The sequence below is a fragment of the Mesorhizobium sp. M1403 genome (assembly GCF_040317695.1).
Classification (GTDB): domain Bacteria; phylum Pseudomonadota; class Alphaproteobacteria; order Rhizobiales; family Rhizobiaceae; genus Mesorhizobium.
The window spans coordinates 71771-92652 of sequence record NZ_JAMYKY010000006.1 but is presented as its reverse complement, the minus strand read 5'-3'; the positions used below and the strand labels follow the sequence as shown (position 1 = coordinate 92652).

General features: G+C 63.1%; 26 protein-coding genes. 11 read left to right on the top strand and 15 right to left on the bottom strand.

The features are described 5' to 3' along the window. Window positions 1-31 precede the first annotated feature (31 nt). Together NKH01_RS13365 and NKH01_RS13360 are read right to left on the bottom strand one after the other, a co-directional pair. Window positions 32-493: a hypothetical protein gene (locus NKH01_RS13365; protein ID WP_353020449.1), complete on the bottom strand. Its 462-nt coding sequence runs from the start codon at window positions 491-493 to the stop codon at window positions 32-34. Window positions 494-723: 230 nt separating this feature from the next. Continuing rightward, on the bottom strand, window positions 724-1554 hold the full coding sequence (locus NKH01_RS13360; RefSeq protein WP_502912622.1) for an SIR2 family NAD-dependent protein deacylase: 831 nt from the start codon (window positions 1552-1554) through the stop codon (window positions 724-726). Between the two features lie 331 nt (window positions 1555-1885). On the opposite strand from NKH01_RS13360, the gene NKH01_RS13355 reads away from it, so the two are divergent. The 8 genes from NKH01_RS13355 to NKH01_RS13320 are packed head-to-tail and all read left to right on the top strand — an operon-like array spanning window position 1886 to window position 9443. Beyond that, window positions 1886-3688 carry a methanol/ethanol family PQQ-dependent dehydrogenase gene (locus NKH01_RS13355; RefSeq protein WP_353020446.1) on the top strand — a complete coding sequence of 601 codons (1803 nt, stop codon included), beginning with the start codon at window positions 1886-1888 and terminating at the stop codon, window positions 3686-3688. 54 nt (window positions 3689-3742) lie between these two features. Further along, window positions 3743-4243 (top strand): c-type cytochrome, encoded by a 501-nt coding sequence (locus tag NKH01_RS13350; protein ID WP_353020445.1) that lies wholly within the window; start codon window positions 3743-3745, stop codon window positions 4241-4243. Window positions 4244-4281: 38 nt separating this feature from the next. Then, window positions 4282-5256, top strand: a complete 975-nt coding sequence (gene coxB, locus NKH01_RS13345) for a cytochrome c oxidase subunit II (protein WP_502912624.1) — start codon at window positions 4282-4284, stop codon at window positions 5254-5256. After that, the gene (ctaD, locus tag NKH01_RS13340; RefSeq protein WP_353020443.1) at window positions 5253-7229 is read left to right on the top strand and encodes a cytochrome c oxidase subunit I; all 1977 of its coding nucleotides are present in this window, start codon (window positions 5253-5255) and stop codon (window positions 7227-7229) included. Before coxB ends, ctaD begins: the two co-directional genes overlap by 4 nt. After that, window positions 7226-7831 carry a cytochrome c oxidase subunit 3 gene (locus tag NKH01_RS13335; protein ID WP_353020442.1) on the top strand — a complete coding sequence of 202 codons (606 nt, stop codon included), beginning with the start codon at window positions 7226-7228 and terminating at the stop codon, window positions 7829-7831. The genes ctaD and NKH01_RS13335 overlap by 4 nt, the downstream gene beginning before the upstream one ends. A 40-nt stretch (window positions 7832-7871) precedes the next feature. Beyond that, on the top strand, window positions 7872-8174 hold the full coding sequence (locus NKH01_RS13330) for a hypothetical protein (protein WP_353020441.1): 303 nt from the start codon (window positions 7872-7874) through the stop codon (window positions 8172-8174). Beyond that, the gene (locus NKH01_RS13325) at window positions 8171-9049 is read left to right on the top strand and encodes a cytochrome c oxidase assembly protein (protein WP_353020440.1); all 879 of its coding nucleotides are present in this window, start codon (window positions 8171-8173) and stop codon (window positions 9047-9049) included. Before NKH01_RS13330 ends, NKH01_RS13325 begins: the two co-directional genes overlap by 4 nt. Continuing rightward, a complete protein-coding gene (locus tag NKH01_RS13320) occupies window positions 9030-9443 on the top strand; it encodes a c-type cytochrome (RefSeq protein ID WP_353020439.1) in 414 nt (137 codons plus the stop codon). Before NKH01_RS13325 ends, NKH01_RS13320 begins: the two co-directional genes overlap by 20 nt. A 302-nt stretch (window positions 9444-9745) precedes the next feature. Here NKH01_RS13320 and NKH01_RS13315 read toward each other — a convergent pair whose 3' ends face one another. From NKH01_RS13315 to NKH01_RS13275, 9 genes are all read right to left on the bottom strand, one after another. After that, window positions 9746-10672, bottom strand: a complete 927-nt coding sequence (locus tag NKH01_RS13315) for a hypothetical protein (RefSeq protein ID WP_353020438.1) — start codon at window positions 10670-10672, stop codon at window positions 9746-9748. Next, on the bottom strand, window positions 10669-11064 hold the full coding sequence (locus NKH01_RS13310) for a phage holin family protein (RefSeq protein WP_352493900.1): 396 nt from the start codon (window positions 11062-11064) through the stop codon (window positions 10669-10671). The genes NKH01_RS13315 and NKH01_RS13310 overlap by 4 nt, the downstream gene beginning before the upstream one ends. Continuing rightward, window positions 11061-11789 carry a hypothetical protein gene (locus tag NKH01_RS13305; protein ID WP_245278485.1) on the bottom strand — a complete coding sequence of 243 codons (729 nt, stop codon included), beginning with the start codon at window positions 11787-11789 and terminating at the stop codon, window positions 11061-11063. Before NKH01_RS13305 ends, NKH01_RS13310 begins: the two co-directional genes overlap by 4 nt. Window positions 11790-12060: 271 nt before the next feature. Next, window positions 12061-12534: a DUF2269 family protein gene (locus NKH01_RS13300; RefSeq protein WP_023716579.1), complete on the bottom strand. Its 474-nt coding sequence runs from the start codon at window positions 12532-12534 to the stop codon at window positions 12061-12063. Next, complete coding sequence (locus NKH01_RS13295; RefSeq protein WP_353020437.1) at window positions 12534-13820, bottom strand: SDR family oxidoreductase; 1287 nt, start codon at window positions 13818-13820, stop codon at window positions 12534-12536. Before NKH01_RS13295 ends, NKH01_RS13300 begins: the two co-directional genes overlap by 1 nt. Before the next feature lie 36 nt (window positions 13821-13856). Continuing rightward, the gene (locus NKH01_RS13290; protein WP_023716577.1) at window positions 13857-14195 is read right to left on the bottom strand and encodes a hypothetical protein; all 339 of its coding nucleotides are present in this window, start codon (window positions 14193-14195) and stop codon (window positions 13857-13859) included. Continuing rightward, a complete protein-coding gene (locus NKH01_RS13285) occupies window positions 14195-14557 on the bottom strand; it encodes a hypothetical protein (RefSeq protein ID WP_023716576.1) in 363 nt (120 codons plus the stop codon). Before NKH01_RS13285 ends, NKH01_RS13290 begins: the two co-directional genes overlap by 1 nt. Continuing rightward, window positions 14557-15777, bottom strand: coding sequence for an NRAMP family divalent metal transporter (locus NKH01_RS13280; protein ID WP_353020436.1), 1221 nt, complete (start codon window positions 15775-15777; stop codon window positions 14557-14559). Before NKH01_RS13280 ends, NKH01_RS13285 begins: the two co-directional genes overlap by 1 nt. Then, a complete protein-coding gene (locus tag NKH01_RS13275; RefSeq protein ID WP_353020435.1) occupies window positions 15774-16163 on the bottom strand; it encodes a hypothetical protein in 390 nt (129 codons plus the stop codon). Before NKH01_RS13275 ends, NKH01_RS13280 begins: the two co-directional genes overlap by 4 nt. Window positions 16164-16390: 227 nt before the next feature. Between NKH01_RS13275 and NKH01_RS13270 the strand changes: the two genes are divergently transcribed. The 3 genes from NKH01_RS13270 to NKH01_RS13260 are packed head-to-tail and all read left to right on the top strand — an operon-like array spanning window position 16391 to window position 16932. Next, window positions 16391-16603: a DUF2934 domain-containing protein gene (locus NKH01_RS13270; RefSeq protein ID WP_353020433.1), complete on the top strand. Its 213-nt coding sequence runs from the start codon at window positions 16391-16393 to the stop codon at window positions 16601-16603. Between the two features lie 6 nt (window positions 16604-16609). Further along, entirely contained in the window at window positions 16610-16738 is a 129-nt protein-coding gene (locus tag NKH01_RS13265; protein ID WP_353020431.1) for a hypothetical protein, read from the top strand. Between the two features lie 8 nt (window positions 16739-16746). Beyond that, entirely contained in the window at window positions 16747-16932 is a 186-nt protein-coding gene (locus NKH01_RS13260; RefSeq protein ID WP_353005036.1) for a hypothetical protein, read from the top strand. Between the two features lie 17 nt (window positions 16933-16949). Here NKH01_RS13260 and NKH01_RS13255 read toward each other — a convergent pair whose 3' ends face one another. From NKH01_RS13255 to uxuA, 4 genes are all read right to left on the bottom strand, one after another. Then, window positions 16950-17735 (bottom strand): GntR family transcriptional regulator, encoded by a 786-nt coding sequence (locus NKH01_RS13255; RefSeq protein ID WP_352590418.1) that lies wholly within the window; start codon window positions 17733-17735, stop codon window positions 16950-16952. A gap of 76 nt (window positions 17736-17811) precedes the next feature. Further along, window positions 17812-18594, bottom strand: coding sequence for an SDR family NAD(P)-dependent oxidoreductase (locus NKH01_RS13250; protein WP_352590421.1), 783 nt, complete (start codon window positions 18592-18594; stop codon window positions 17812-17814). A gap of 99 nt (window positions 18595-18693) precedes the next feature. Next, on the bottom strand, window positions 18694-19608 hold the full coding sequence (locus NKH01_RS13245) for a PfkB family carbohydrate kinase (protein WP_352590424.1): 915 nt from the start codon (window positions 19606-19608) through the stop codon (window positions 18694-18696). Beyond that, a complete protein-coding gene (uxuA, locus tag NKH01_RS13240) occupies window positions 19605-20804 on the bottom strand; it encodes a mannonate dehydratase (RefSeq protein WP_353020430.1) in 1200 nt (399 codons plus the stop codon). Before uxuA ends, NKH01_RS13245 begins: the two co-directional genes overlap by 4 nt. Between the last annotated feature and the right edge of the window lie 78 nt (window positions 20805-20882).

The following is a 20882-nucleotide window of genomic DNA, read 5'->3' as shown; positions in this document are numbered from 1 at the left end:
CCTCCCGGCAGTTCCGTCCAGCGCCAGCTTATCACGAATGGCTGGCGTTCTCGGCCTTTTTCTCGCGCTGCTGCCTGAGGACCTCGTCGGTTCCGACGAGCTTCTTCGATCCGCCGGGGATCGCGGTGGAGACGACCGCCGGCGGGTCGCTCGCCGGGAAAGAATCCTCCAGACCAGCCTGCAACTGGTCTTCCAGCGTCTGCGGCTCTTCAGAGCGGCCGGGAGTCCTTCGAGTATCTACGTTCTCCAGCGGCTGTGTCATATCCGGTGACGACTTGACGTCTCGAATCCAGCCATAGAGCTGTTCGATGGCAAATTCCTTCATCGTGTCGAAATCGGCTTTCTCGTCACGCGATGCCTCGATTTGGTCGACCATGGTCTTCTCGAAACGTTCGAGGCTATCGCTTCCGCAGGCCCGGCAGAGACGCACCAGCGCCTCGCGCAGTATGAGGGGCGCAAAGTGCGCCGTTGCCTCAAGCCTGAGCTGCTGCAAACGCTCTGGGGTGGCGGCTTGGAACTTCGACATGTTCGACCTCTCGCCTTGTGGAGCATGTCAACGAAAATTGTCGATGGATGTTCCATAGGGGCGGCCGCCGGTGCATCGCTCGATCCTCAGCGGTGTGCGCCACCACCGAGTGCCATGCGGATACCGAGGCCGACAACGAAGCATCTGTATCAGGATGACCGTCTCGAGAAAGGCAGCTTCGTCACTGCACATACTTTTCACGCGCCGTCTGGCCGGCCGACCCTGTCCTTGAGTTCGTTCAGGAATGTGAGCAGCGCGTCCTCAGGATCGTCGGCATCCTCGGTCAGCATATCGATGCCCCAGCGTCCGAGGACGGCCTCCTGGACGATGCTTGGCTGCGGCATGAAGATGAAGGATTTCGGCCGATTCTTCTCATAACCGGACCGGCGCCAGGTCTGCCAAAGCCGATGCAGCAGCAGACGGATGTTCATGTCGGACATACTGTAGCCGATGAATAGGATGGTGCGCCCTAGCGCGTCGGCGCGAAATTTCACATCGAGCGGCGAATCGAACGATAGCCGTTCAAAATAATCGGTCTCCGCCAGGACCAACGATTTGTCGTCGTCGAAATCGCCGTGGAATTTGATGATCTGCGTCACCTCGCCGGTGGCCTTGGGCAAATCCTTCGCATTGGCCACTTTCACAAAGGGCCGGCTATGTATCTCGAAGGCAACTTCGAGGTTTCGGTCGTAGTTTGTCGTGTAGATAATCGGAAAATCGAGCGACACGATGAGCTTGTGGATCGCCGAGTCCTGGACTTTCTCCCGCGAGACGCTCCATTCGCGATCCATCCAACTGCGCAGAGGGCCGAGGCTCCCCTGCTTCAGCCGGTAATATTCGGCAAGAGCCTGATAGCTGGCTTCAGGGGCGCCGATCATGTCCTCGTGAAGGCCGAGCTCGTTTTGCATGTGCTCGATGAGCTTTTGCCAAGACGGCAAGCCGACGCTCATCGACACCCCGGCTCCAACGAACAAGATCGCTCGTCGCTCTTTCACCGATTGGGCCAGTTGCTCGACTGCAGACAGCATTCGACACAACTGCGATAGGCGCCGCTCCGTTCCAGCCGAGCCCGGACGCCGCGGGAATGGATTTATTTCCGACTTGAAACGCGAACACTCGGATCGGCTGTCCCGAGCGCCCGGCTACCGACTTTGGCCACCGAATCCGACATTTATTGCGTTCCATTGGCACTTCTGCGCCGCTCACGCGTTGGAGAGTGTTCAACAAACACGGCGCAGCTGCAGCTAGCTAATGGAGCTCGGCGCCAACGTCGGCAGCTCGACGGCAAATGAGGCAAGCGCGACTGGTGGCGGCGAAAAATTGAAAATTAGGGTGCCTGGCAAAGCGGGAAAGAGGCCAATGGCGGCGATGCTGGGCTGGACGCTGCTGGCAGGGTTTGCGCTGATCGCCGCGGCGGTAGCTCAGCCCGAACCAAGTCCTGCGATAAATCCGCCGGCCGCAGCTGCTCCGCCCGACGACGGCCAGTGGGCGATGCCCGCCAAGAACTATGCCTCGACCCGCTACAGCGAACTTACGGAAATCACCGAAAACAACGTCAAGGACCTGCAGGTGGCCTTCACCTTCTCGACCGGCGTCAACAAGGGTCAAGAGGCCGCGCCACTGGTCGTTGGCGATACCATGTACATCGTGACGCCGTTTCCCAACATCCTCTACGCGCTTGACCTTGCCACGCCTGGCGCGCCGATGAAGTGGAAGTTCGAGCCCAATCCCGAACGTGCGGCGCAGGGCGTTGCCTGTTGCGATGTGGTCAACCGCGGTGCGGCCTTCTTCGACGGGCGCATCTATTTCAACACGCTCGACGGCCACGTTATCGCCGTCGATGCGGCCACAGGCAAGCCGGTCTGGAACACCCACATCGGCAACATCAGCATCGGCGAGACCATCACGATGGCGCCGCTGGTGGTGAAGGGCAAGGTGCTGGTCGGCAATTCCGGCGACGAAATGGGCGTGCGCGGCTGGATCAAGGCGCTCGACGCCGGCGACGGCCACGTGATCTGGACGGCCTATAGCACCGGCCCGGATGCCGAGGTGCTGATCGGCCCGGATTTTAGGCCGCATTACGACATGGACAAGGGCAAGGATCTCGGCGTGACATCATGGCCGCCCGACGCCTGGACGATCGGCGGCGGCACTGTGTGGGGCTGGATCTCCTATGACCCGGATCTGAACCTGATCTTCCACGGCACCGGAAATCCCGGTCCGTGGAATCCGGATCTGCGACCCGGCGACAACAAATGGACCGCCGGCATCTTTGCCCGCGATCCAGATACCGGCGCGGCGAAATGGTTCTATCAATGGACCCCGCACGATTTGCATGATTACGACGGCATCAACGAGCAGGTGCTGCTCGACGTGCCCTGGCAGGGCAAGCCCCGCAAGGTGCTCGTCCGGCCGGAACACAACGGCTACGTCTATCTGCTGGACCGCACCACGGGGGAGGTCTTGTCGGCGGTGCCGTTCGGTCCGGTCAATTCCAGCAAGGGCATCGATCTCAAGTCCGGCCGGCTGATTGAGAATCCCGACAAGCGGACCAGCACAGGCAAGGTCGTCCGCGACATCTGCCCCGCAGCATCAGGCCTCAAGAACTGGCAGCCTTCGGCCTTCTCGCCGAAGACGGGGCTGCTCTACATCCCGCACAACAATCTCTGCATGGATGAAGAAGGCACGCAGGTGAACTACATTGCCGGCACGCCTTATGTCGGCATGAATGTGCGCATGATCCCCGGGCCGGGCGGCAATCGCGGCGCATTCACCGCCTGGGATATCGCCGCCGCGAAGCCGGCGTGGAGCTTGAAGGAGAACTTTCCGGTGTGGAGCGGCGCCGTCGCCACCGCCGGCAATGTCGTGTTCTACGGCACGATGGAAGGCTGGTTCAAGGCGGTCAGCGCCAAGACCGGCGAGCTTCTTTGGCAGTTCAAGACGTCCTCCGGCATCATCGGCCAGCCGATCACTTATCGCGGCCCCGACGGGCACCAATATGTTGCGATCCTTTCGGGCGTCGGCGGCTGGGCCGGTGCGATCGTGTCTGGCGACCTAGACCCGCGCGACGCCACCGCCGCATTCGGCTTCGTCAACGTCATGAAGGATCTGAAGGATATAACTACGCCGGGAGGTACGCTGTATGTGTTCCGGCTGCCTTGAGACGGCAGTCGTCTGGGGTCTGTTGGCCGGCCACTTCGCCGGGGCAGCACTGCGATGAACCGTCGCCTTCCACGGTTGCTGTCGGCAATGCTCGCCCTTGCTGCTTGCCAGCGCGAGGAACGTGATCCGCGTCCTCAGCCGGCGCTCGGTTCGGGTGACCAACCGGTGCCGGCTTCGTCCGACGCCAAGGCCGGCGCGTTCGAGGCCAATGCCTTCCACCTCAGCGAAGGCAAGCGTCTGTTCAACTGGTTCAACTGTTCCGGGTGCCATGCCAATGGCGGCGGCGGTATGGGACCGGCCCTTATGGACCAGAAGTGGATCTATGGCGGCTCGATTGAAAGCATCCACGCCACGATCAGGGATGGCCGGCCAAACGGCATGCCTAGCTTCCGCGACAAGATCCCGGATGACCAGATCTGGGAGCTTGCTGCCTTCGTCCGCTCACTGAGCGGCAACGCACCGTCCTCCGCCGCACCGGGCCGCGACGACGACATGATGCCCCATCCATCCGAAAATCGCCTGCCGGATGCGGCGACGCTGGGGAAATCACCGTGAAACGCCTTATCCGAACGGTATGCTGGTACACAGCCTGCATGCTGCTTCTCGCAGGATGCAGCGGCTGGCAATCCGCGCTCGATCCAAAGGGCCCGGCCGCGGGCGAGCTCGCATGGCTGATCTGGTTCTTCACCGCGCTGTGCACGGTGGTCTGGCTCCTTGTGATGGCCGCGCTGATCATGCCATTGGCCCGGCGCCCGGCGCCGCTTGGCGATCTGCTTGTCCTCGAGGCTGCCGCCGAGCGTCGCAAGATGCAAATTGTCGTCGCCGCCCTCGGCGCTACCGCCCTGATCCTGGTCGGGCTGACGCTGCTGAGCTTCTTCGCTAACCGGAGGCTTGCCGCCATCGGCTCGGATGCAGCGCTGACGATCCGCGTGACCGGGCATCAATGGTGGTGGGAGGTCCGCTACGAAAACGACCAGCCGAACCGCATCCTGACGACCGCCAACGAAATCCATATCCCGGCGGGCGAGCCGGTGCGGCTTGTCATGACCTCGACAGACGTCATCCATTCCTTCTGGGTGCCGAACCTCTCGGGCAAGCTGGACCTCATTCCCGGCCACGAGAACGTTCTCGATCTGAAGGCGGACAAGCCCGGCGTCTATCGCGGCCAGTGCGCCGAGTTCTGCGGCGCGCAGCACGCCAATATGAGCACCTTCATCATCGCCGAACCCCGGCCCGTCTTCGACGCCTGGCTGAAAGATCAGTTGCGGCCGGCCGCCGCCCCCATGTCGGCCGAGGCCAAAACCGGCCACGACCTGTTTCTCAAACGGCCGTGCGCGATGTGTCACAAGATCGGCGGCACCATCGCCGGCGGCACGGTCGCCCCCAACCTCACCCATATTGCAAGCCGGCAAACGCTCGCTGCCGGGACGCTGACGATGAGCCGCGGTAATCTCGCAGCCTGGATAGCCAATCCGCAGGGGATCAAGCCAGGCGCCCACATGCCCGTGGTACGACTGGACGGGGACGAGCTGAACGCGATCGTCGCCTATCTCGAGGGCCTGAAATGAGCAACGCCGACGTGGCCCGTGGGCGTCGGCTCGCCGGCGAGCGCGCAGCGGCCAGCAAAGGAGACCTGGCCCCCGTGCGCGAGGGTCCTCGCGACACCGGCCTCGACGACGCCAGCCTCGATGGCTGGCTGGCGCGGACATGGCAGACGCCACCGGGCATCATCGGCGCGCTCTCGTGCGTCGACCACAAGATTGTCGCGCGGCGCTACCTGATCACCGCTTTCGTCTTCCTGTGCCTCGGTGGCCTCAGCGCCGTTGCCATGCGCATCCAACTGTCAGGGCCGGAGCGCGGGCTGATCGGGCCCGACCGCTACAACCAGCTGTTCACCATGCATGGCGTGACGATGATGTTCCTGTTTGCAGTGCCGATCGTTCAGGCAACCGGCATCTACCTCGTGCCGCTGATGGTCGGCACCCGCAACATCGCCTTTCCGCGCCTCAATGCATTCAGCTTCTGGATCTACCTCTCGGGAGGCCTCTTCGCCTGGGTGTCGTTTGTGCTCGACATGGCGCCCGACGTCGGCTGGTTCTCCTATGTGCCGCTGTCCGGCCCTGAATTCGGGCCTGGCAAGCGTTCCGACGTGTGGGCGCAGATGATCACCTATACCGAAGTGTCGTCGTTGGCGGTCGCGGTTGCCACGATCGTCACCGTGCTGAAGCAACGCGCGCCGGGAATGTCGCTGGACAAGATCCCGCTCTACGTCTGGGCGATGCTGGTCACCTCTTTCGTGATCGTGTTCGCGATGCCGGCGGTCATGATCACGTCGACGTTCCTGATCCTCGACCGCCTGGTCGGCACCCATATCTTCAATCCCGCCGAGGGCGGCGACGTATTGCTGTTCCAGCACCTGTTCTGGTTCTTCGGCCACCCCGAAGTCTACATCATTTTCCTGCCGGCCACCGGGATGGTGTCCTCGATCATCGCCGCTTTCGCGCGGCGGCCGGTATTCGGCTATCTGGGCATGGTACTGGCCTTGATTGCGATCGGCTTCCTGTCGTTCGGCCTGTGGGTCCACCACATGTTCGCAACCGGCCTGCCGAAGCTCGGCGCGAGCTTCTTCACCGCATCCAGCATGATGATCGCCATCCCGAATGGGCTGCAGATCTTCTGCTGGCTGGCGACGTTGTGGGACGGACGACCGATAATCAGGACGCCGCTGCTGTTCGTGTTCGGCTTCTTCTTCACGTTCGTCGCGGGCGGCCTGACCGGTGTTATGTTGGCGTCGGTGCCGTTGGATCTGCAAGTGCACGACACCTACTTCGTGGTCGCGCACTTCCACTACGTGCTGATCGGCGGGTCCGTGTTCCCATTGCTGGGCGCGACCTATTTCTGGTTTCCCAAGATCACCGGCCGGATGATGAGCGAGCGCCTAGGACGCTGGCACTTCTGGCTTGCCTTCATAGGCTTCAATGCGGCGTTCTTCCCGATGCACATCGTCGGCCTGTGGGGCATGCCGCGCCGGGTCTACACCTACCCGGTGGAGCTCGGCTGGGGCAACATCAACCTGTTCATCACAGCCGGCGCTCTCGTCCTGTTCCTGAGCTTCGTTCTGTTCACTATAAACTTGGTGCGCAGCGCCTCGAGGGGCGCCCCGGCTGGGGACAATCCCTGGAATGCGGGCACTCTGGAATGGGCGACGACGTCTCCACCGCCGAACTACAATTTCGCCCGTATTCCGGTGGTTACGCACGCCGAGCCGCTATGGGGCGAACGCGATACACTTCCCGTGGCGACCGGGCTTCGCGTCGACGTGCGCGAACTTGTCATTTCGACCGTGGCAGAGGCGGACCCCGATGTGCGCGAGAAGTCGGCGACGCCGTCGATCTGGCCATTGTTCGCCGCGCTCGCCGTCGGCGCCACCTTTCTCTATTCGATCTTCAGCCCGTGGGCGGTGGTCTGGGGAGCCGGGCCGATCGCCATCACCTTGATCGGCTGGTTCTGGCCGAAAGGCGATCCGGAGGATGAGGAATGAAACAGCGCCCTGTCGCCGATCTCTCCAAACTCCCGACCTTCGGGATCGGACCGCGCAGCCCGACCTGGTGGGGCACTCTTGCCTTCATGGCGCTGGAGGGCACCGGCTTCGCGCTCGCCGCGGGCGCCTATCTATACCTCGCCTATCTGTCGCCCGTATGGCCGCTCGGCGCGCCGCCGCCGAACCACTGGCCAGGTACCATCGTCACGCTGTTGCTGCTCGCCAGCGTGGTGCCCAACCACATACTGAACCGCTACGCCGAAGCCTGCGCCATGGTGCCGGTACGCATTGGACTGGTGGTGATGTCGCTGCTCGGCATCGCACCGCTTGTCGTGCGTTGGTTCGAGTTTCCGTCCCTCAACATCTATTGGGATAGCAACGCCTACGGCTCAATGCTGTGGGTGCTGCTCGGCCTTCACACAACGCACCTGATCACCGATGTCGGCGACACGCTGGTGCTGACGGTTCTGATGTTCACGCGCCATGGCTATAGCGGCCGGCGTTTCGGAGATGTGGGCGACAACGTCTTCTATTGGGATTTCGTGGTCGCGACCTGGATCCCGATCTATCTGTTGATCTACTGGATGCCGAGGCTTGACTGAGATGCGAGCGCTTCGCTTGGGCACATCATGGGGCGGGCTGTTGTCTGGACCTTTGGCCTGGGCGGTGTCGACGCAGCTGAATTACGCGGTCGTGGAGTGGCAGTGCGCCCACGGCGTTCCCGTCATACCGGCCATTGCGCTGATGCTGGCATTACTGGCCTTGCTTGGCGGCGTTCTGTCGTGGCGGGCGCGCCAGCAAGGCGGCGCCGCCTTTAAACCGGGGCGTACGCGCGGCACCGAGGATTTCGTCGCCAATGTCAGCATTCTCAGCTCGGTGCTGTTTGCGCTGGTAATCGTCATGCAAGGCGCCGCCTCGCTCATTCTTGACGGCTGCCTAAGATGAGCTTCGACGCGCTCGTCTCGACCTCGATCTGCTACGGTGCCGGCGCCCCGCAGGCTGGCTGGACGCTGGCGTTGCCGATTACGCTGCCGTTGGTCGTGGTGGCACTGCTCTACACGGCAGGCGCCACCCGATTGGTGCGGCGAAGTACTCGCAGCCGGTCGTTGCGGCTGCGGCAGGCCCTGCTGTTCGCGGCCGGCTGGGCCATTTTGGCGGCAGCACTGGTCAGTCCGCTCCATGCATTGGGTGAGCGCGTTTTCACCGCCCACATGATCGAGCACGAGCTGTTGATGGCGGTGGCGGCGCCCCTGCTGGTCGCCTCCTGTCCGGCGACGGCGATGATGTGGGCATTGCCGATCAAGCTGCGGCTGGCATTTGGCGCAGCCGGGCACGCGAAGGTGCTTCGAACTGTTTGGGCCGCTATCAGCCGCCCTGTAACCGCGACCTTCCTGCACGGCGTCGCAATATGGGCGTGGCACGTTCCGGTGCTGTTCGAGGCAGCGCTTGCACAAGGTGTCCTGCACTATGCGCAACATGCCAGCTTCTTCGGTTCGGGGCTGCTGTTCTGGTGGGTGCTGCTGCCGCGCTCCGGCCGCGAACAAGCCTGTGGCAGCGCGGTCATGCACCTTTTCTTCACCTCGCTGCACAGCGGCCTGCTCGGGGTGCTGCTGCTGGTCTCGCCAAGGCTGTGGTATCCGGAAAACGGCACCGGCGCAGAATTGTGGAGCCTTAGCCCGCTCGAGGACCAGCAACTCGCCGGTCTGGTCATGTGGGTTCCCGCCGGCCTGATCTACGGCAGCGCAGCGTTGCTGATGGCCGCCCTGTGGATCCGCTCGAGCGGACGAAAGGAGGCGCCGCATGCGCTTCACGCTGCCTAGAGCCGTAGTCGGCGCTGCGGCGATCGTCGCGCTCGTTGCAGCCCTGGCCGGGATTGCGTTGTACTTCGAGCAAAGCCGTCGGGTCGAGCAGAAGGCCGACAATGCGACCGGCGGTGTCGGCGCCCGCGCCATACCGATCATGATGGCCAATGGCTGCGCCGGTTGCCACACCATCACCGGCGTTCCCGGAGCGCAAGGGCTGGTCGGCCCCCGCCTCGACGCCAGCCTAGCCACCCGGGTCTATATCGGCGGCGTATTGTCCAACAACCCGCCAAACATGGTCCGTTGGATACGCGCCGCAAGGGAGATCAATCCGCACACGGCAATGCCTTCGACCAGGATTTCTGAGCAGGAGGCGCGGGATATCGCTGCCTACCTCTACTCGCTGAAATGACATCGTTGCTCGCCTAGTCGAGATCAAACCCTGCCGGCGGTCTACGATGCCGGTTTGCCGGGACCGGCATTCGTCACCGCCTTCGGCTCGATGCCTTACTTGCCGACGAACCTTTCGGAACCGACCCGCATCGGCGAGGCTGCGCGCGATCACGTCGGACATCGCGGCCAACGCGAGCGCCCGCTATGGCCCGGCAATCTGCTGTGCGGATTGTTTCGCGGGCATCTCGGATATGAGCTTCTTTGGCGAGGCAACCGCGAGGCGACCCGCGGTCGGAATCGCCACGAACGACCGCCGCGCTATCAAGTCGTTTCGGGAGACTCGTTCGATTTGGGAGCCTCGTCGGTCTCCGGCAAACGATCGCGAATGGCTTCCTCGGTTTTGCTTGCCGTCTTTTTCACGACTTTCTCGACGCGGTCGACCAACGTCTCGGCGTCGCCGCTGGAACCCTGTCGGTCAGCCTCTTCCTTTACAGTCTCATATGCTTCGGCGGCGACCTGCTTGGCTTGTTCCACGCCTTCTTCAAAGACTTCTTCGGCACTGTCACGAAGCTTGTCGCGGTAGGGGCCGAGTTGCGCGTCTTCCGCGGCGGTGTGAGGCAGCATCACGCCGATGGCGGTGCCCACGGCAAGGCCCACCGCGGCCATTGCCAGAGGTTCGCGCTGGAACAGGTCCTGCGCCGACTGACGCACCCGCCCCGTGATATCGGTGGCGGCCGAGCCGACCTGCCCGGCCGTGCTTGTCAATCTTTCTTTGGCGCCGCTCGCAACGTCTGCCACAGCCTCAGTCGCACCGCCTGCCACGGAAGCAACCGAACGAGCGGCATCGGAGAGCATGGAGCCGGCGGAACCTTCGCCCTCGGCACCGTACTCATCGCCGCGTGAGCCCTGCCAGGCCCCGCCCAAGCCCCTCTGGTCAGAGAAGTTTCGGGTGGCGTGTTCCCTGCCGGTCGAATAGGCACCAAGTGCTGAACTGTCTACCGACGTGCCCTTGCCAAGCATCAGCCAGGCCAGGCCCGCGCCGACCAATGTAAGCGGCAACGGATTGTCCCTGACCTGAGTCTTAAGATTGCTGAGCATGGCGGATCCCTCGCCGCTGAACATCCCGGTGAATTCGTCGATCAGTTGGCCCGGTGTCATCTTGCTGCGGATCGAGTCTGCGGTATCTGCCACTCTGGCGCGAGCAATATCAGCATCGCGTTCCAACTCGGCTGCGGATTTGTCGGTCATCTTATCTGTTCCTTGATCACGCGTGCGTCGCGTTTAAGTTGGTCTTGTGTCCGGTCGGGGGTCAACTCTGAGGGAGCCATGCTTGCCTTGCCGGACCGCAAGAGTACGACGCCCAGTACTGCCACCACGACGCCGACCAGCAGCGAGGACCATCCGGCTCCCAGCCCGGCGCTCGCCAAGGCAATCACCAGCGCCTGCAAAAGCACCATCAGGGCGGCAAGCAGGCAAATGACGCCTCCCATTACCTCCACGGCGCCGGCGCCGACCTTGCTTACCTTTTCCGACATTTCAGCCCGCAACAGCCTGCTTTCGGTTTGAAGCAGTGTTGTGACCTGCTGTGCCAGATCGCTGACAAGGGTTGTCAGGCTGCGAGTGTCCTGATTGTCAGTCATGGGTTTCGCTCCAGGCTTGCATTGGCCCAGTCATCGCCGGACTGATCGGATCCTAGCGGGGCCGGCTCAACTGCCTCTGCCGATTGCCATCCGAACTCATTCGAGCGAGGACCCGTCTCGGGCGCCCGGCCTGTTTCCGACTGGCCCGGTGCTCCGGTTTGGGCAGAGGGTGGCGAGCTCTTGATGAACCGTCCCAACGCCAGGCCTGCCAATACCGAACCGGCGATCAGCGCGCCCGAGTTTTCGCGGCCGAACGACTGAATTTCGCCAAGCACCTCGTCGAACGGTTTATCCTTCAGGGACGAGGAAAGCCGCTCGAGCCCGCCTGCGGCGTCAAGGGCGAATTTCGAAGCGGTCCGTTGATCATTGTTGGCAAGATGCTCGCTTGCCGCGCGCAATGCGCCGCTGAAGGCCTTGAGGTTGGCGCTCACGTCGCGCTGCGTTCCCTCCGCCTTGTTGAACAATGCTTGCTTTGCTTCCGATGCGTAATCTCCGGCTTTCCTGGTGATCTCGTCACGCGCATCGTGGAGCGCTTCCGTCGCGGTCTGCTTTTCCCGTTGTAGTCTTTCCGAAAGCTCGCTTCTGGCTGTCTCGAAATCGGCCGGCTGACGGCCCTGATCGTCCTGGTCCTGCATGGTGTCTCCTAGTGGAATCCGAGGAAGGAGAGGATCGCAAGCACGACGACGACGAGGCCGATGAGATAAATAACACTGTTCATGGCGCAATCTCCTCCACTGCGCACCGAACTTGCCTGTGCTTCCCGTGTTCCCTCGGACGTCATCTTTTTTGGTAAGCGAAGCCTAACCCGCCTCAAGACGGGATCTTGTCCTGTGCCGATGGCGGTGAGCGCGCGGTTGGGAATGATACGGGACCGGACTCCGGTGCGACTTACGGGTCGAGGCGCAGTTCCTTTCCGGCAGATATTCGTGCTGCATGGGCCGGAATTTTTCCGCAGTGCTTTGACTGCGCATTATCGCAGTTGGACCTGCCTGCGACCTACCACTCGATTGCTGGCCGCGCGATCATCAGCCAGAAAATTCCGAGTACGGCAGCGAAGGCGGGGACGCCGAAGGCGAACCACAGCCAGAAGAGCCGATGATAGCGTGGCGGCAACGGCGCGCCTGCAGCGGCGGCTTGCGAGGCCAGCTTGCGCATCTCCATCTGCATCCAGACGACCGGGAGCCAGAACATTCCGGTGAAGACATAGAGCGCGATCGAAAGCACGATCCAGCCCTCCGACAGCGAGTAGCCTGCCTGCCAGGCGAGCGCAGCGCCCGTCAGCGGCTGCGCGACGACGGCCGTCGCTGTGAAAAGAAAGTCGGCTACGACAACCATGCGCGCCACCGCCGCAACCGTTGCCGTATTGCCCGTCCTGTGGGCGAGCAGCATGAAGAACGCGATGCCGGCGCCGGTGCCAAGCAGCACGGCCGCGCCGATGACATGCAGAAATTTCAGCAGGAAATAGTGCATCAACGCTCCTCCAGCACTGCCAAGGCTACAAAGTGCAGCACCAGGATCGGCAACACTTTGAGGAACGGCCCAAGCGGTTCGTTCCACAGCTCCGGGCGCAGGAAACTTCCGACGGCTAAGTAGAGGAGCGAGAGCGCGATGCCGCCATAGAGGCCTTTTCGCGTCGTCGACCGCCAAGCTATGAGCGCGCCAATGGCGATGTCGGCCAGAGCGCCGACGATCACGGTAGGCGCCGATAAGATGCCAGCCCCGGTGCTTTGCATCAGATCGATGCCGCCGTTATAGCCGGTGGTCAGCGACAGAATACCCGTCGCGATCCAGAAGAACGGCAGGACGACGAAGATCGCAGGCTTGATGAAATACAGCCGGGCAAACCATTTTTCCTGCACCGTTGCCGGATTGAGCGCGAGGAAACCCGCCAGGGTTTGCGGCCGTATACCGGTCAAGGCGGCCCAGTTGGAGGGATCTCCAACCGCCCCTCGGGCGATCTCCCTGGCCGCGTTGGTGCGCATCGGTGGGCGCCAGCCGAACATCGCGGCAAGGTCGCCGAGGCGGTAGAGAAGCCTTGCAACAGCCGCCGGCAAGACAAAGCTAACTGCCGGAGCCCAACCGAGCCATCGGCGATAGCTGCCGACGACCTCGTCCATAGTCAGCTGTTCGGGACCGACAAGTTCCAGCACGACGCGAGACGGACTGGCGGGAGCGAGAAGGAAGACGACGGTTGAGACAACGTCGTCGAGTTGTACCACCTGGAGCCCGCCGGTGTCGGGCATGGACGGCAGCACCGGCAGCGAGGCGAGACCCCGAAACAATGCGCTGGCTCCAAACACCGGCCGCCCGAGCACCACGGACGGGCGCAGGATCACCCAGTTCAGATCAAGCGCCATTAGCGCTTGGTCGCCGGCCAGTTTCGTCGCCGAGAACGTCGAAGGCTGCGCCCGATCGACGCCTATCGCCGAGAAGTGGATCACCCGGGCAACCCCTGCCCTCGCACAGGCGAGGAAGAGTGCTGCCGCCGCATCGCGATGGACTTCCCGCGTCTTTTCACGGGGGCTGTCCTGCAGAACGCCGGCACAATTGACGACGGCGTCGATGCCCGTGAGATGCGGCAACCAGTCTTCGGGCTGCAGCGCCACCGCCATGTCCAGCACCAGCAACTGATAATTGCCGGCCCGGTTTGCGCCGGGGCTGCGGACCAAGCCGATCACCTCATGCCCTTCGGAAAGAAGGCGTGCGACGACCGAGGCACCGATCAGGCCGGTGGCGCCGGCAACCAGAACTTTCACACTGGACCCCATTCTCCGACGGCGGGACAGTATCGTTCATTCCCGCTTATCGCCCTCGATACTCCCCTTCATAGCGGAAAGTTCTTCCTCCGTGCATAACAACCGCGGCCGCGCCGGGTCGGAGATGTCGAGCTTGTCCCAGGGAATGCGGTACATGCTGTCGCGACTGCGCATTCGAAAGACGTCGAGGACCGCAATGCCGATGGCCGAAGCGGACAGGCGCTCGAATGCTGCGTAGATGCCGACATGGTACTCGGTAACCACGAGGTCATCGCCATCCGGTTCGGCGCGTATCTCCTCGATATGGCCGATGCTTTTGCCGCGCTGCGAAAGCACATTCCTGCCAGCCAATTGCTCAAGATTGACGGTGGCCATCATCCAGCTCCCGGGATACGCCCAATGACATGATCGCGCAGCCAGTCCTGCCAGTCGAAAATCGCCGTTTCGCGGACGTCGATATCGAACTCGATGTCGACGCCGATGTCGCGCACCTTGTTCCATGCGATGCGGTGCGGCTCGGCATGGCGCCTGCCGCCGAGCCTTGCCGCAAGCCGCGCCATCCAGCGCCCGGGCCGCTCGCCAAGCCGGCGCGCCAGCGTGATCGAACCGAGCTCGACCGCAATAATTTTTGGCGGCTTGCCTGGCCTGAGTTCGGCCACCAGCCCGTCCACCTTGCCGATCTTGACCTGCTCGCGGTCGACCACTTGCTTGTCCAGGATGTCGCGCAGCAAATCCATCAAGTGCCTCCGAATATCTGCAAAGGAATAGTCACGACTGCGAGCACGAAACCGAGCGCTATGATGAAGATGACCGCTGCATTCGCGATCAGCCCATTGCGGTGCTCGCCGACATAACGCTCGTCGTTCAGCAGGAAGAGGAACGGAACCACGGTCAGCGGCAGGCTGGCGGCCGTCAGAGCCATGGAAAAGATGGTGAGCTTCAGCGGATCGAGACCCAATGCGATCGGAATGGCGGCGAGAAACAACGAGATCGTATAGACGGTGCTGAAGCCGGGATCGTCGCGCGGTTTCAGGTCCTCGCCCCAGGTCCAGCCGAAACCCTGCGCCACAAGGTACGCTTGCTGCAGCCCGATTTCGAGCGCGGCACCGAAGCAAGCTATGCCTAGTGAAGCAACGAACAGGACGAACCCCCAGAAACCGAAGATCGGAATCAGCATCAGCGGCAGTTGGTGGTAGTCATCGATCTGCTCAATGCCGTGCGCCGCCAGCACCAGCGCTGCCACGATCAACACACCGATAGCGATTGTGCCGCCAAAACACATGCCCAAGCCGGCAATGGCCCGATTGGCTCCGAGATAGCTCTTGTCCCATTGGCCCTCGATCGCTCCCGACGAATAGAACATGAACAAATAGGGCGAGATCGACGCACCAAGAATGCTGACCGCCATGAACCAGTAATTGGCCGCGTCGTGCTCGGGCAGAGTGGGCACGGCACCGGCCGCAACCTGTCCCCAATCGGGCTTCAGCATGACGGCGCCAACCACGAAGCACAGCGTGACCAGCCCGAGGACCGCGACGCCTTTTTCGATGAATCCGAACGTGCCTTTCCAAAGGAACAGCCATGCCAGAAAAGCGACCGGCAGCGCCCACCACTGAAAGCCGATGCCGGTGGCGAGCTCGAGCGCAATGGCAACACCGCCGATTTCGGCTGCCATGACCAGGAAGTTGACCAGCAAAGTCGCAAGCAACGGCCACAGAAAGGCGTTGAAGCCAAACCGTTCCCGGATCCCGTCGGCGATGGTGTGATGGCTAACGGCGGCGAAGCGTCCGGCCATTTCGACCAGGAAGATGATGCAGATCGTGCCCAGGACGACGGCCCATATCAGCTGGAACCTGAACGCCGCGCCGGCCTGAGCTGCGGTCGCCATCGATCCGACCTCGAGAAAGCCGCCAACGCTGGTGACGACGCCGAGCGATATTTCGAGTAGCTTCTTCATGATTTCGGCGCGAAATATCTGGCGTAGGACGCGCTCAGATCGGCGGCGGCAGCCCGCAGATCCCGCTGCGCGTGTTCCACGTCCGAGCGGTTGCCGTTCTGCACTGCGGTCGCTGCGCGTGTTACCGCCGCCGAAAGCTGTCCGACCGCCGTCGTCAGACCGGCTTGCTCGCTGGGCTCAGGCGACTTGGCGGACTGGATTTGCGCACCGGCATCGGCGAGGGCCTTGCCGACCGATTGCAACGTGCGCGACGTGTATTTCGAAGGGGCTGCCCCAGCGACCCAAGCCTGCAGGACCAGCGATGCGGTCTGTGTGGCGGAAGCCGCGATTTTCGACTGCTGCTCGACCTGGTCGGAAGACGTGCATGCCGTCAGTACAGATATCATCAGCAGCAAGCACAGGCGGTCTGGTCGAAGACCGACGGCTGTAACGGCATTTACAATACGTGCTCGTAGCGTTGCTGCCACACGATTGTTCTCCCCGCACCAAGCGACTTCGGCGTGAAGTTTGATCTAGAGCGCCCGGTAATCACGTCAACTGAACCGGATGAACGGCGCTGGCAGCGCGGAACAAACCAGCGATCGCCGGATTAGGTGATGAGGAGGCAAAGGCCATGGGCAGGGAAGAGCGTATCAGGCAGCGAGCCCATGATATCTGGGAGCGCGAAGGCCGTCCGCAAGGACGCGAGCGCGAGCATTGGGATCAGGCCGTGCAGGAGATCGAAGCTGAGGGTTCCGAGGCCGAACGCGGTCCGGTCGTGCCCGATCCAACGGTCGGGGCCGGCTCCAATCCCGAGGCGCGCGGAAGCAAGCGGCGGGGGAGGTGAGGCCCAATGCCTCGTCTCGTCGCCTGGATCGTGGTCGTCCTGGTCGTGCTGTTCGCCGCCTGGCTGATGATTGGGCGCGACAGAACCGGCGGCGGAGGTCAGCCCACGCCGCACGCAATTGATCAAAATGGATAGTAGCCGACATGACGGGAACCGATGCTCCTGAACAAGACCCGGCGGAAGGATCGCGATCGATAGTGGAAAAGCAGCTCCGCAAGGAGCAAGGCGGCGAGGGTCAGAATCGCAAAGCCGAGCCAACTTCCGACAAATCCGGCAGCAAGACCAAAACGCCTTCGGAAGAGCGCAAGAAAGGCTCAGGCTTGGATTGAGCCGGCTGACCGCGGGCTCACACCGCTGGTTGACGTTCGACCGAACTGCCGCCATCTGCTTCGGTCCTCTTTCCCGCAGGGCCGTTTGCCTCGAAATAATGGGGATAGCGCTCCTGGACGATTTCGAGGACCTCGAAGATACGGCGAAGATGCGTTCGCATTGCTTCTTCTGCCGCAAGCGCGTCGGCCTGCTCGAGCGCATCGACAATCCGCCGATGCTGGCCGAGGACCACCGACATGCTGTCGAGGCGCGGGAAAGACAGAAAGCGGAAGCGGTCCATGTGCAGCTTCGCCGCGCTGATGTCGGCCCAGATTCCGGGGAACCCGGCATGGCTGGCGATGTGCTGGTGGAACAGCTCGTCCGACTTGAAGAAGCGCCTGTCGTCCGCAATGGAGGCGAACGTCTCCTGGACCGCCAGTTCGCCTTTGAGCACGGCAAGCAGGTCGGCACGGCGCAGGCTCTCGACCGCACGATTGATCAGGCCGACTTCGAGCGATTCGCGCAGGAACTGCGATTTCTCGAGATCGGCGATCCGGAGCGGCGCCACCATGCTGCCGCGCTGCGGATAGATGTCGATCAAGCCAAGACCGGCCAGCCGGGCGAGCGCCTCCCTGACAGGTGTGCGACTCACGCCGAGGGCTTCCGACATCGCCTTTTCAGAAATCAGCTCGTGCGGCTTCAGGCGGAAGGTCAGGATCTGGTCGAGCAGGACCTCGAACGTCCTGGCCGCAACTGAAGCGCCGGGGCCGGTTTCGCCCAGCCGCCCCTCGGTGAGGGTCCGCATTCCCAAAAGCCCTGCCATCGGCGATCCCCTTATAGGCTCTGCAGTTTCAAGCCGTTCATGAAATGCCTGCGCAGCAGCAAGAACAGCGCCGGCGTTATTCCTTGCGCGGAGAACCGCCGATGCGCGCCAGCAGCCCGCCATCGACGCGCACGACCTCGCCGGTGACGAAGGAGGCATCGTCGGACAGCAGGAAGGAAACGACGGCGGCAATCTCTTGCGGTCGGGCGGTGCGGCCGAGCGGATGCATGTTGTCGAGGATGCGCAGTATCTCGTCGGGCTTATCGTTGAGCTTGACCGCATCCCGCAGCATCGGCGTGTCGACGGCGCCCGGAGCGACGGCATTGACGCGCACGCCGAGGGGCGCGTAGTCGACGGCCATCGATTTGACGAGGCCGATCAGGCCGTGCTTGGCCGTGCTGTAGGCCAGAACCCCTTCCTGGCTGGCCAGGCCCTGCACCGAGCTCATATGGACGATGGCACCGCGGCTTTGGCGCAGCAGCGGCATCGCCGCACGCGACAACAGGTAGGCAGCCTTGAGGTTGACGTTCATCACCTCGTCCCAAAGCGCCTCGTCCGTAGTCTCCACTGTTCCGTAACGCTGGATGCCGGCATTGTGGGAGAGCATGTCGAGCCCGCCGAACACGGACCGGGCAAGCTCGACGGCGCGGCCGCAGGCTTCTGTGTCGGCGGTTGAGCCAAGCACGGTGCGCACGGTCACGCCGCGCGCCGAAAGCTGCGCCGCGACCTCATCCAGCTGATCGCCCGCCCGGTCGAACAGGATAAGGTCGACGCCTTGCTCGGCCAGCCTTTCGGCCACAGCACGGCCGATGCCCATGGCTGCCCCGGTGACCAGTGCGCGTTTTCTGAATTCAGCCATTTATCCTCCCAAGAACAGTTGCCGATCGATTACCATGGTAGTCGATCGGCGCAATTTGACGCGCTCTTTTCCGCGGAGCCGGCCCAAGCGTGTCCGGCATCATGCCGATCCTTGCATGAAAGCCAGCGTTTCCGCGCGCGTCGGTGCGCCAACACGTCCGCCAAAGCGCAGGCATTTCAGGGCGGCGGCGGCGCTGGCCACTGCTATGGCCCGCTCTTCGTCCCAACCTTCGGCCAGACCGAGGGCGAAGGTGCCGTGAAACACGTCGCCTGCCGCCAGGGTGTCGACGGCTTCGACCCGCGGCGACGGCAGGTGACGGACATCATTGCCACCCGGGTGCTGGAACGCGGTGCCGTTCGCCCCATCGGTGACGGCCACGAAGGCGCCGGTCCGTTCGCCGAGGATAGCAACGGCAGAACCGGCGGATATCTCCGGACCGCAAAGGATGCGTGCCGCCGGCAGCGAAGCAACGACATGCGAGGCGATCGGCAGCAGCCGGTCGAGCACCGGTCGCGACGCGACATCTGCGTCAAGGACCGCCGGAATGCCGTATTCACGAGCTTTCGCCAGCGCCAGGGCGGCGGCTCCGGGCCAGCGGACATCGACCAGCACGGCGTCGAACTGGGAAAAATCCGCGGGTGGAAGGCGGTCCGGATCGGCTTGCGTGACGGCATCGTAGAAGGGCACGATCATACGTTCGCCGGCGGCGTCGACCAGGATCGTAGCAATGGCCGAGCGGCCGCCCTCGACCCTGCGCACCAGCGAACAGTCGACCCGCTCCGCCTCCATCTGGCCAATGACATCGCGGCCGACGGCATCGTCGCCGACGCTTGCCCATAGCCAGACCTGTCCGCCCTGGCGGCTGGCCGACGCGGCGGCGCTGGCCGCCATGCCGGCCGCGATCTGCACGGCCTCGCTTGGCAGGAACTTGCCGGCGCCGGAGGGCAGGACATCGAGGCGCAAGATCGTGTCGTAGGTGAGCGCGCCGACACAAAGCAGGCGGGGCGCCGTCATTGCAGCCGGTAGCCGCGCTGATGGGCAATCGCCGTCATCACGCCTCTCAGTTCGGCAAGGCCGCGAAGACGGCCGATCACGGGGTAGCCGGGATGGGTGTGCCGCGCGGCGTCATCGATCAGCTCGTGGCCATGATCCGGGCGAAACGGCAGCAGCGCCGCCGGTTCGCCGGCGTCGCGGCGGCGTTGCTGCTCGTCGAGCAAGATCGAGACCACCGAGACCATGTCGACATCGCCGCTCAGATGCTCCGATTCCATGAACGAGCCGTCCGGGTCCTTGCTGACGTTGCGGAGATGCACGAAGTTTATCTTGTGCGCAAAGCGCCTGGCGATGGCGGGCAGGTCATTGGCCGGGTTGGCGCCCAGCGACCCCGTGCACAAGGTGAGGCCGCTATTTGCCGATGGCACTGCGTCCAGGATAAAGGCGATGTCGTCGGCGTTCTTGACGATCCGGCACAGGCCGACGAGATCGCGCGGCGGATCGTCCGGGTGAATCGCCAACGTGACGCCCGCCTCTTCGGCCGCCGGCAGCACGTTTTCGAGAAAACGGACGAGATTCTCGCGCAGCCGGTCGTGCGAGAGGCCCGACTGCTCGGCCACCACTTCGCGCAATTCTGCTATGTCGTAGCGCTTGAAGGCGCCTGGCAGGCCGGCCATGATGTTGGCAAGCAGGCGCTCTTTTGACGTATCCGGCGTCGTCTCGAACCATTCGCTCGCCCGCTGGAGAACATCGGACGCATAGTCGCGCTCCGATCCCTTGCGCTGCAGCATGTAGCAATCGAACGCGGCAAGCTCGTGCATGTTCATGCGGAGCGCCCGTCCGCCGCCCGGCAGCGGCGCAGCCAGGTCGGTCCGGGTCCAGTCAAGGATCAGCATGAAGTTGTAGCAGACGGTGCGCACACCGCAGGCGCCGAGATTGCGTAAGGTCTGCCTGAAATTGTCGTAGAGCCGGTCGAGATCGCCGCGGCCGAGCTTGATGTCCTCGTGCACGGGGACGCTCTCGACGACGCTCCATTTGAGCCCCATCGCCGGATCCGCCTCTATCAGCGCCTGGCGCTGCCTGATGGCGTCGATCGGCCAGACTTCGCCGTAAGGGATGTCGTGCAGTGCCGTCACGATGCCGGTCGCGCCGGCCTGCCTGGCATGGGCAAGCGTTGCCGCGTCGCTCGGACCAAACCATCGCCACGTCTGCTCCATTCGACCTCCAACTGCGGAATTCCACGATCAGACCACAGGTGGTATTGAATACTACCATGGCAGTCAATTGCCTGCAGT

Excerpts from the sequence above, each read along its gene's own strand:
- NKH01_RS13290 (WP_023716577.1), bottom strand. The coding sequence starts at position 14,195 with ATGGCCACCGTCAATCTTGAGCAATTGGCTGGCAGGAATGTGCTTTCG.
- NKH01_RS13260 (WP_353005036.1), top strand. The coding sequence starts at position 16,747 with ATGACGGGAACCGATGCTCCTGAACAAGACCCGGCGGAAGGATCGCGA.
- NKH01_RS13315 (WP_353020438.1), bottom strand. The coding sequence starts at position 10,672 with ATGACCGACAAATCCGCAGCCGAGTTGGAACGCGATGCTGATATTGCT.
- NKH01_RS13355 (WP_353020446.1), top strand. The coding sequence starts at position 1,886 with ATGGCGGCGATGCTGGGCTGGACGCTGCTGGCAGGGTTTGCGCTGATC.
- coxB (WP_502912624.1), top strand. The coding sequence starts at position 4,282 with ATGCTGCTTCTCGCAGGATGCAGCGGCTGGCAATCCGCGCTCGATCCA.
- NKH01_RS13280 (WP_353020436.1), bottom strand. The coding sequence starts at position 15,777 with ATGAAGAAGCTACTCGAAATATCGCTCGGCGTCGTCACCAGCGTTGGC.
- NKH01_RS13350 (WP_353020445.1), top strand. The coding sequence starts at position 3,743 with ATGAACCGTCGCCTTCCACGGTTGCTGTCGGCAATGCTCGCCCTTGCT.
- NKH01_RS13255 (WP_352590418.1), bottom strand. The coding sequence starts at position 17,735 with ATGGCAGGGCTTTTGGGAATGCGGACCCTCACCGAGGGGCGGCTGGGC.
- NKH01_RS13265 (WP_353020431.1), top strand. The coding sequence starts at position 16,610 with ATGCCTCGTCTCGTCGCCTGGATCGTGGTCGTCCTGGTCGTGCTGTTC.
- NKH01_RS13285 (WP_023716576.1), bottom strand. The coding sequence starts at position 14,557 with ATGGATTTGCTGCGCGACATCCTGGACAAGCAAGTGGTCGACCGCGAG.
- NKH01_RS13275 (WP_353020435.1), bottom strand. The coding sequence starts at position 16,163 with ATGATATCTGTACTGACGGCATGCACGTCTTCCGACCAGGTCGAGCAG.
- NKH01_RS13310 (WP_352493900.1), bottom strand. The coding sequence starts at position 11,064 with ATGACTGACAATCAGGACACTCGCAGCCTGACAACCCTTGTCAGCGAT.
- NKH01_RS13360 (WP_502912622.1), bottom strand. The coding sequence starts at position 1,554 with ATGCTGTCTGCAGTCGAGCAACTGGCCCAATCGGTGAAAGAGCGACGA.
- NKH01_RS13320 (WP_353020439.1), top strand. The coding sequence starts at position 9,030 with ATGCGCTTCACGCTGCCTAGAGCCGTAGTCGGCGCTGCGGCGATCGTC.
- NKH01_RS13325 (WP_353020440.1), top strand. The coding sequence starts at position 8,171 with ATGAGCTTCGACGCGCTCGTCTCGACCTCGATCTGCTACGGTGCCGGC.
- NKH01_RS13335 (WP_353020442.1), top strand. The coding sequence starts at position 7,226 with ATGAAACAGCGCCCTGTCGCCGATCTCTCCAAACTCCCGACCTTCGGG.
- NKH01_RS13245 (WP_352590424.1), bottom strand. The coding sequence starts at position 19,608 with ATGACGGCGCCCCGCCTGCTTTGTGTCGGCGCGCTCACCTACGACACG.
- ctaD (WP_353020443.1), top strand. The coding sequence starts at position 5,253 with ATGAGCAACGCCGACGTGGCCCGTGGGCGTCGGCTCGCCGGCGAGCGC.
- NKH01_RS13300 (WP_023716579.1), bottom strand. The coding sequence starts at position 12,534 with ATGCACTATTTCCTGCTGAAATTTCTGCATGTCATCGGCGCGGCCGTG.
- uxuA (WP_353020430.1), bottom strand. The coding sequence starts at position 20,804 with ATGGAGCAGACGTGGCGATGGTTTGGTCCGAGCGACGCGGCAACGCTT.
- NKH01_RS13270 (WP_353020433.1), top strand. The coding sequence starts at position 16,391 with ATGGGCAGGGAAGAGCGTATCAGGCAGCGAGCCCATGATATCTGGGAG.
- NKH01_RS13250 (WP_352590421.1), bottom strand. The coding sequence starts at position 18,594 with ATGGCTGAATTCAGAAAACGCGCACTGGTCACCGGGGCAGCCATGGGC.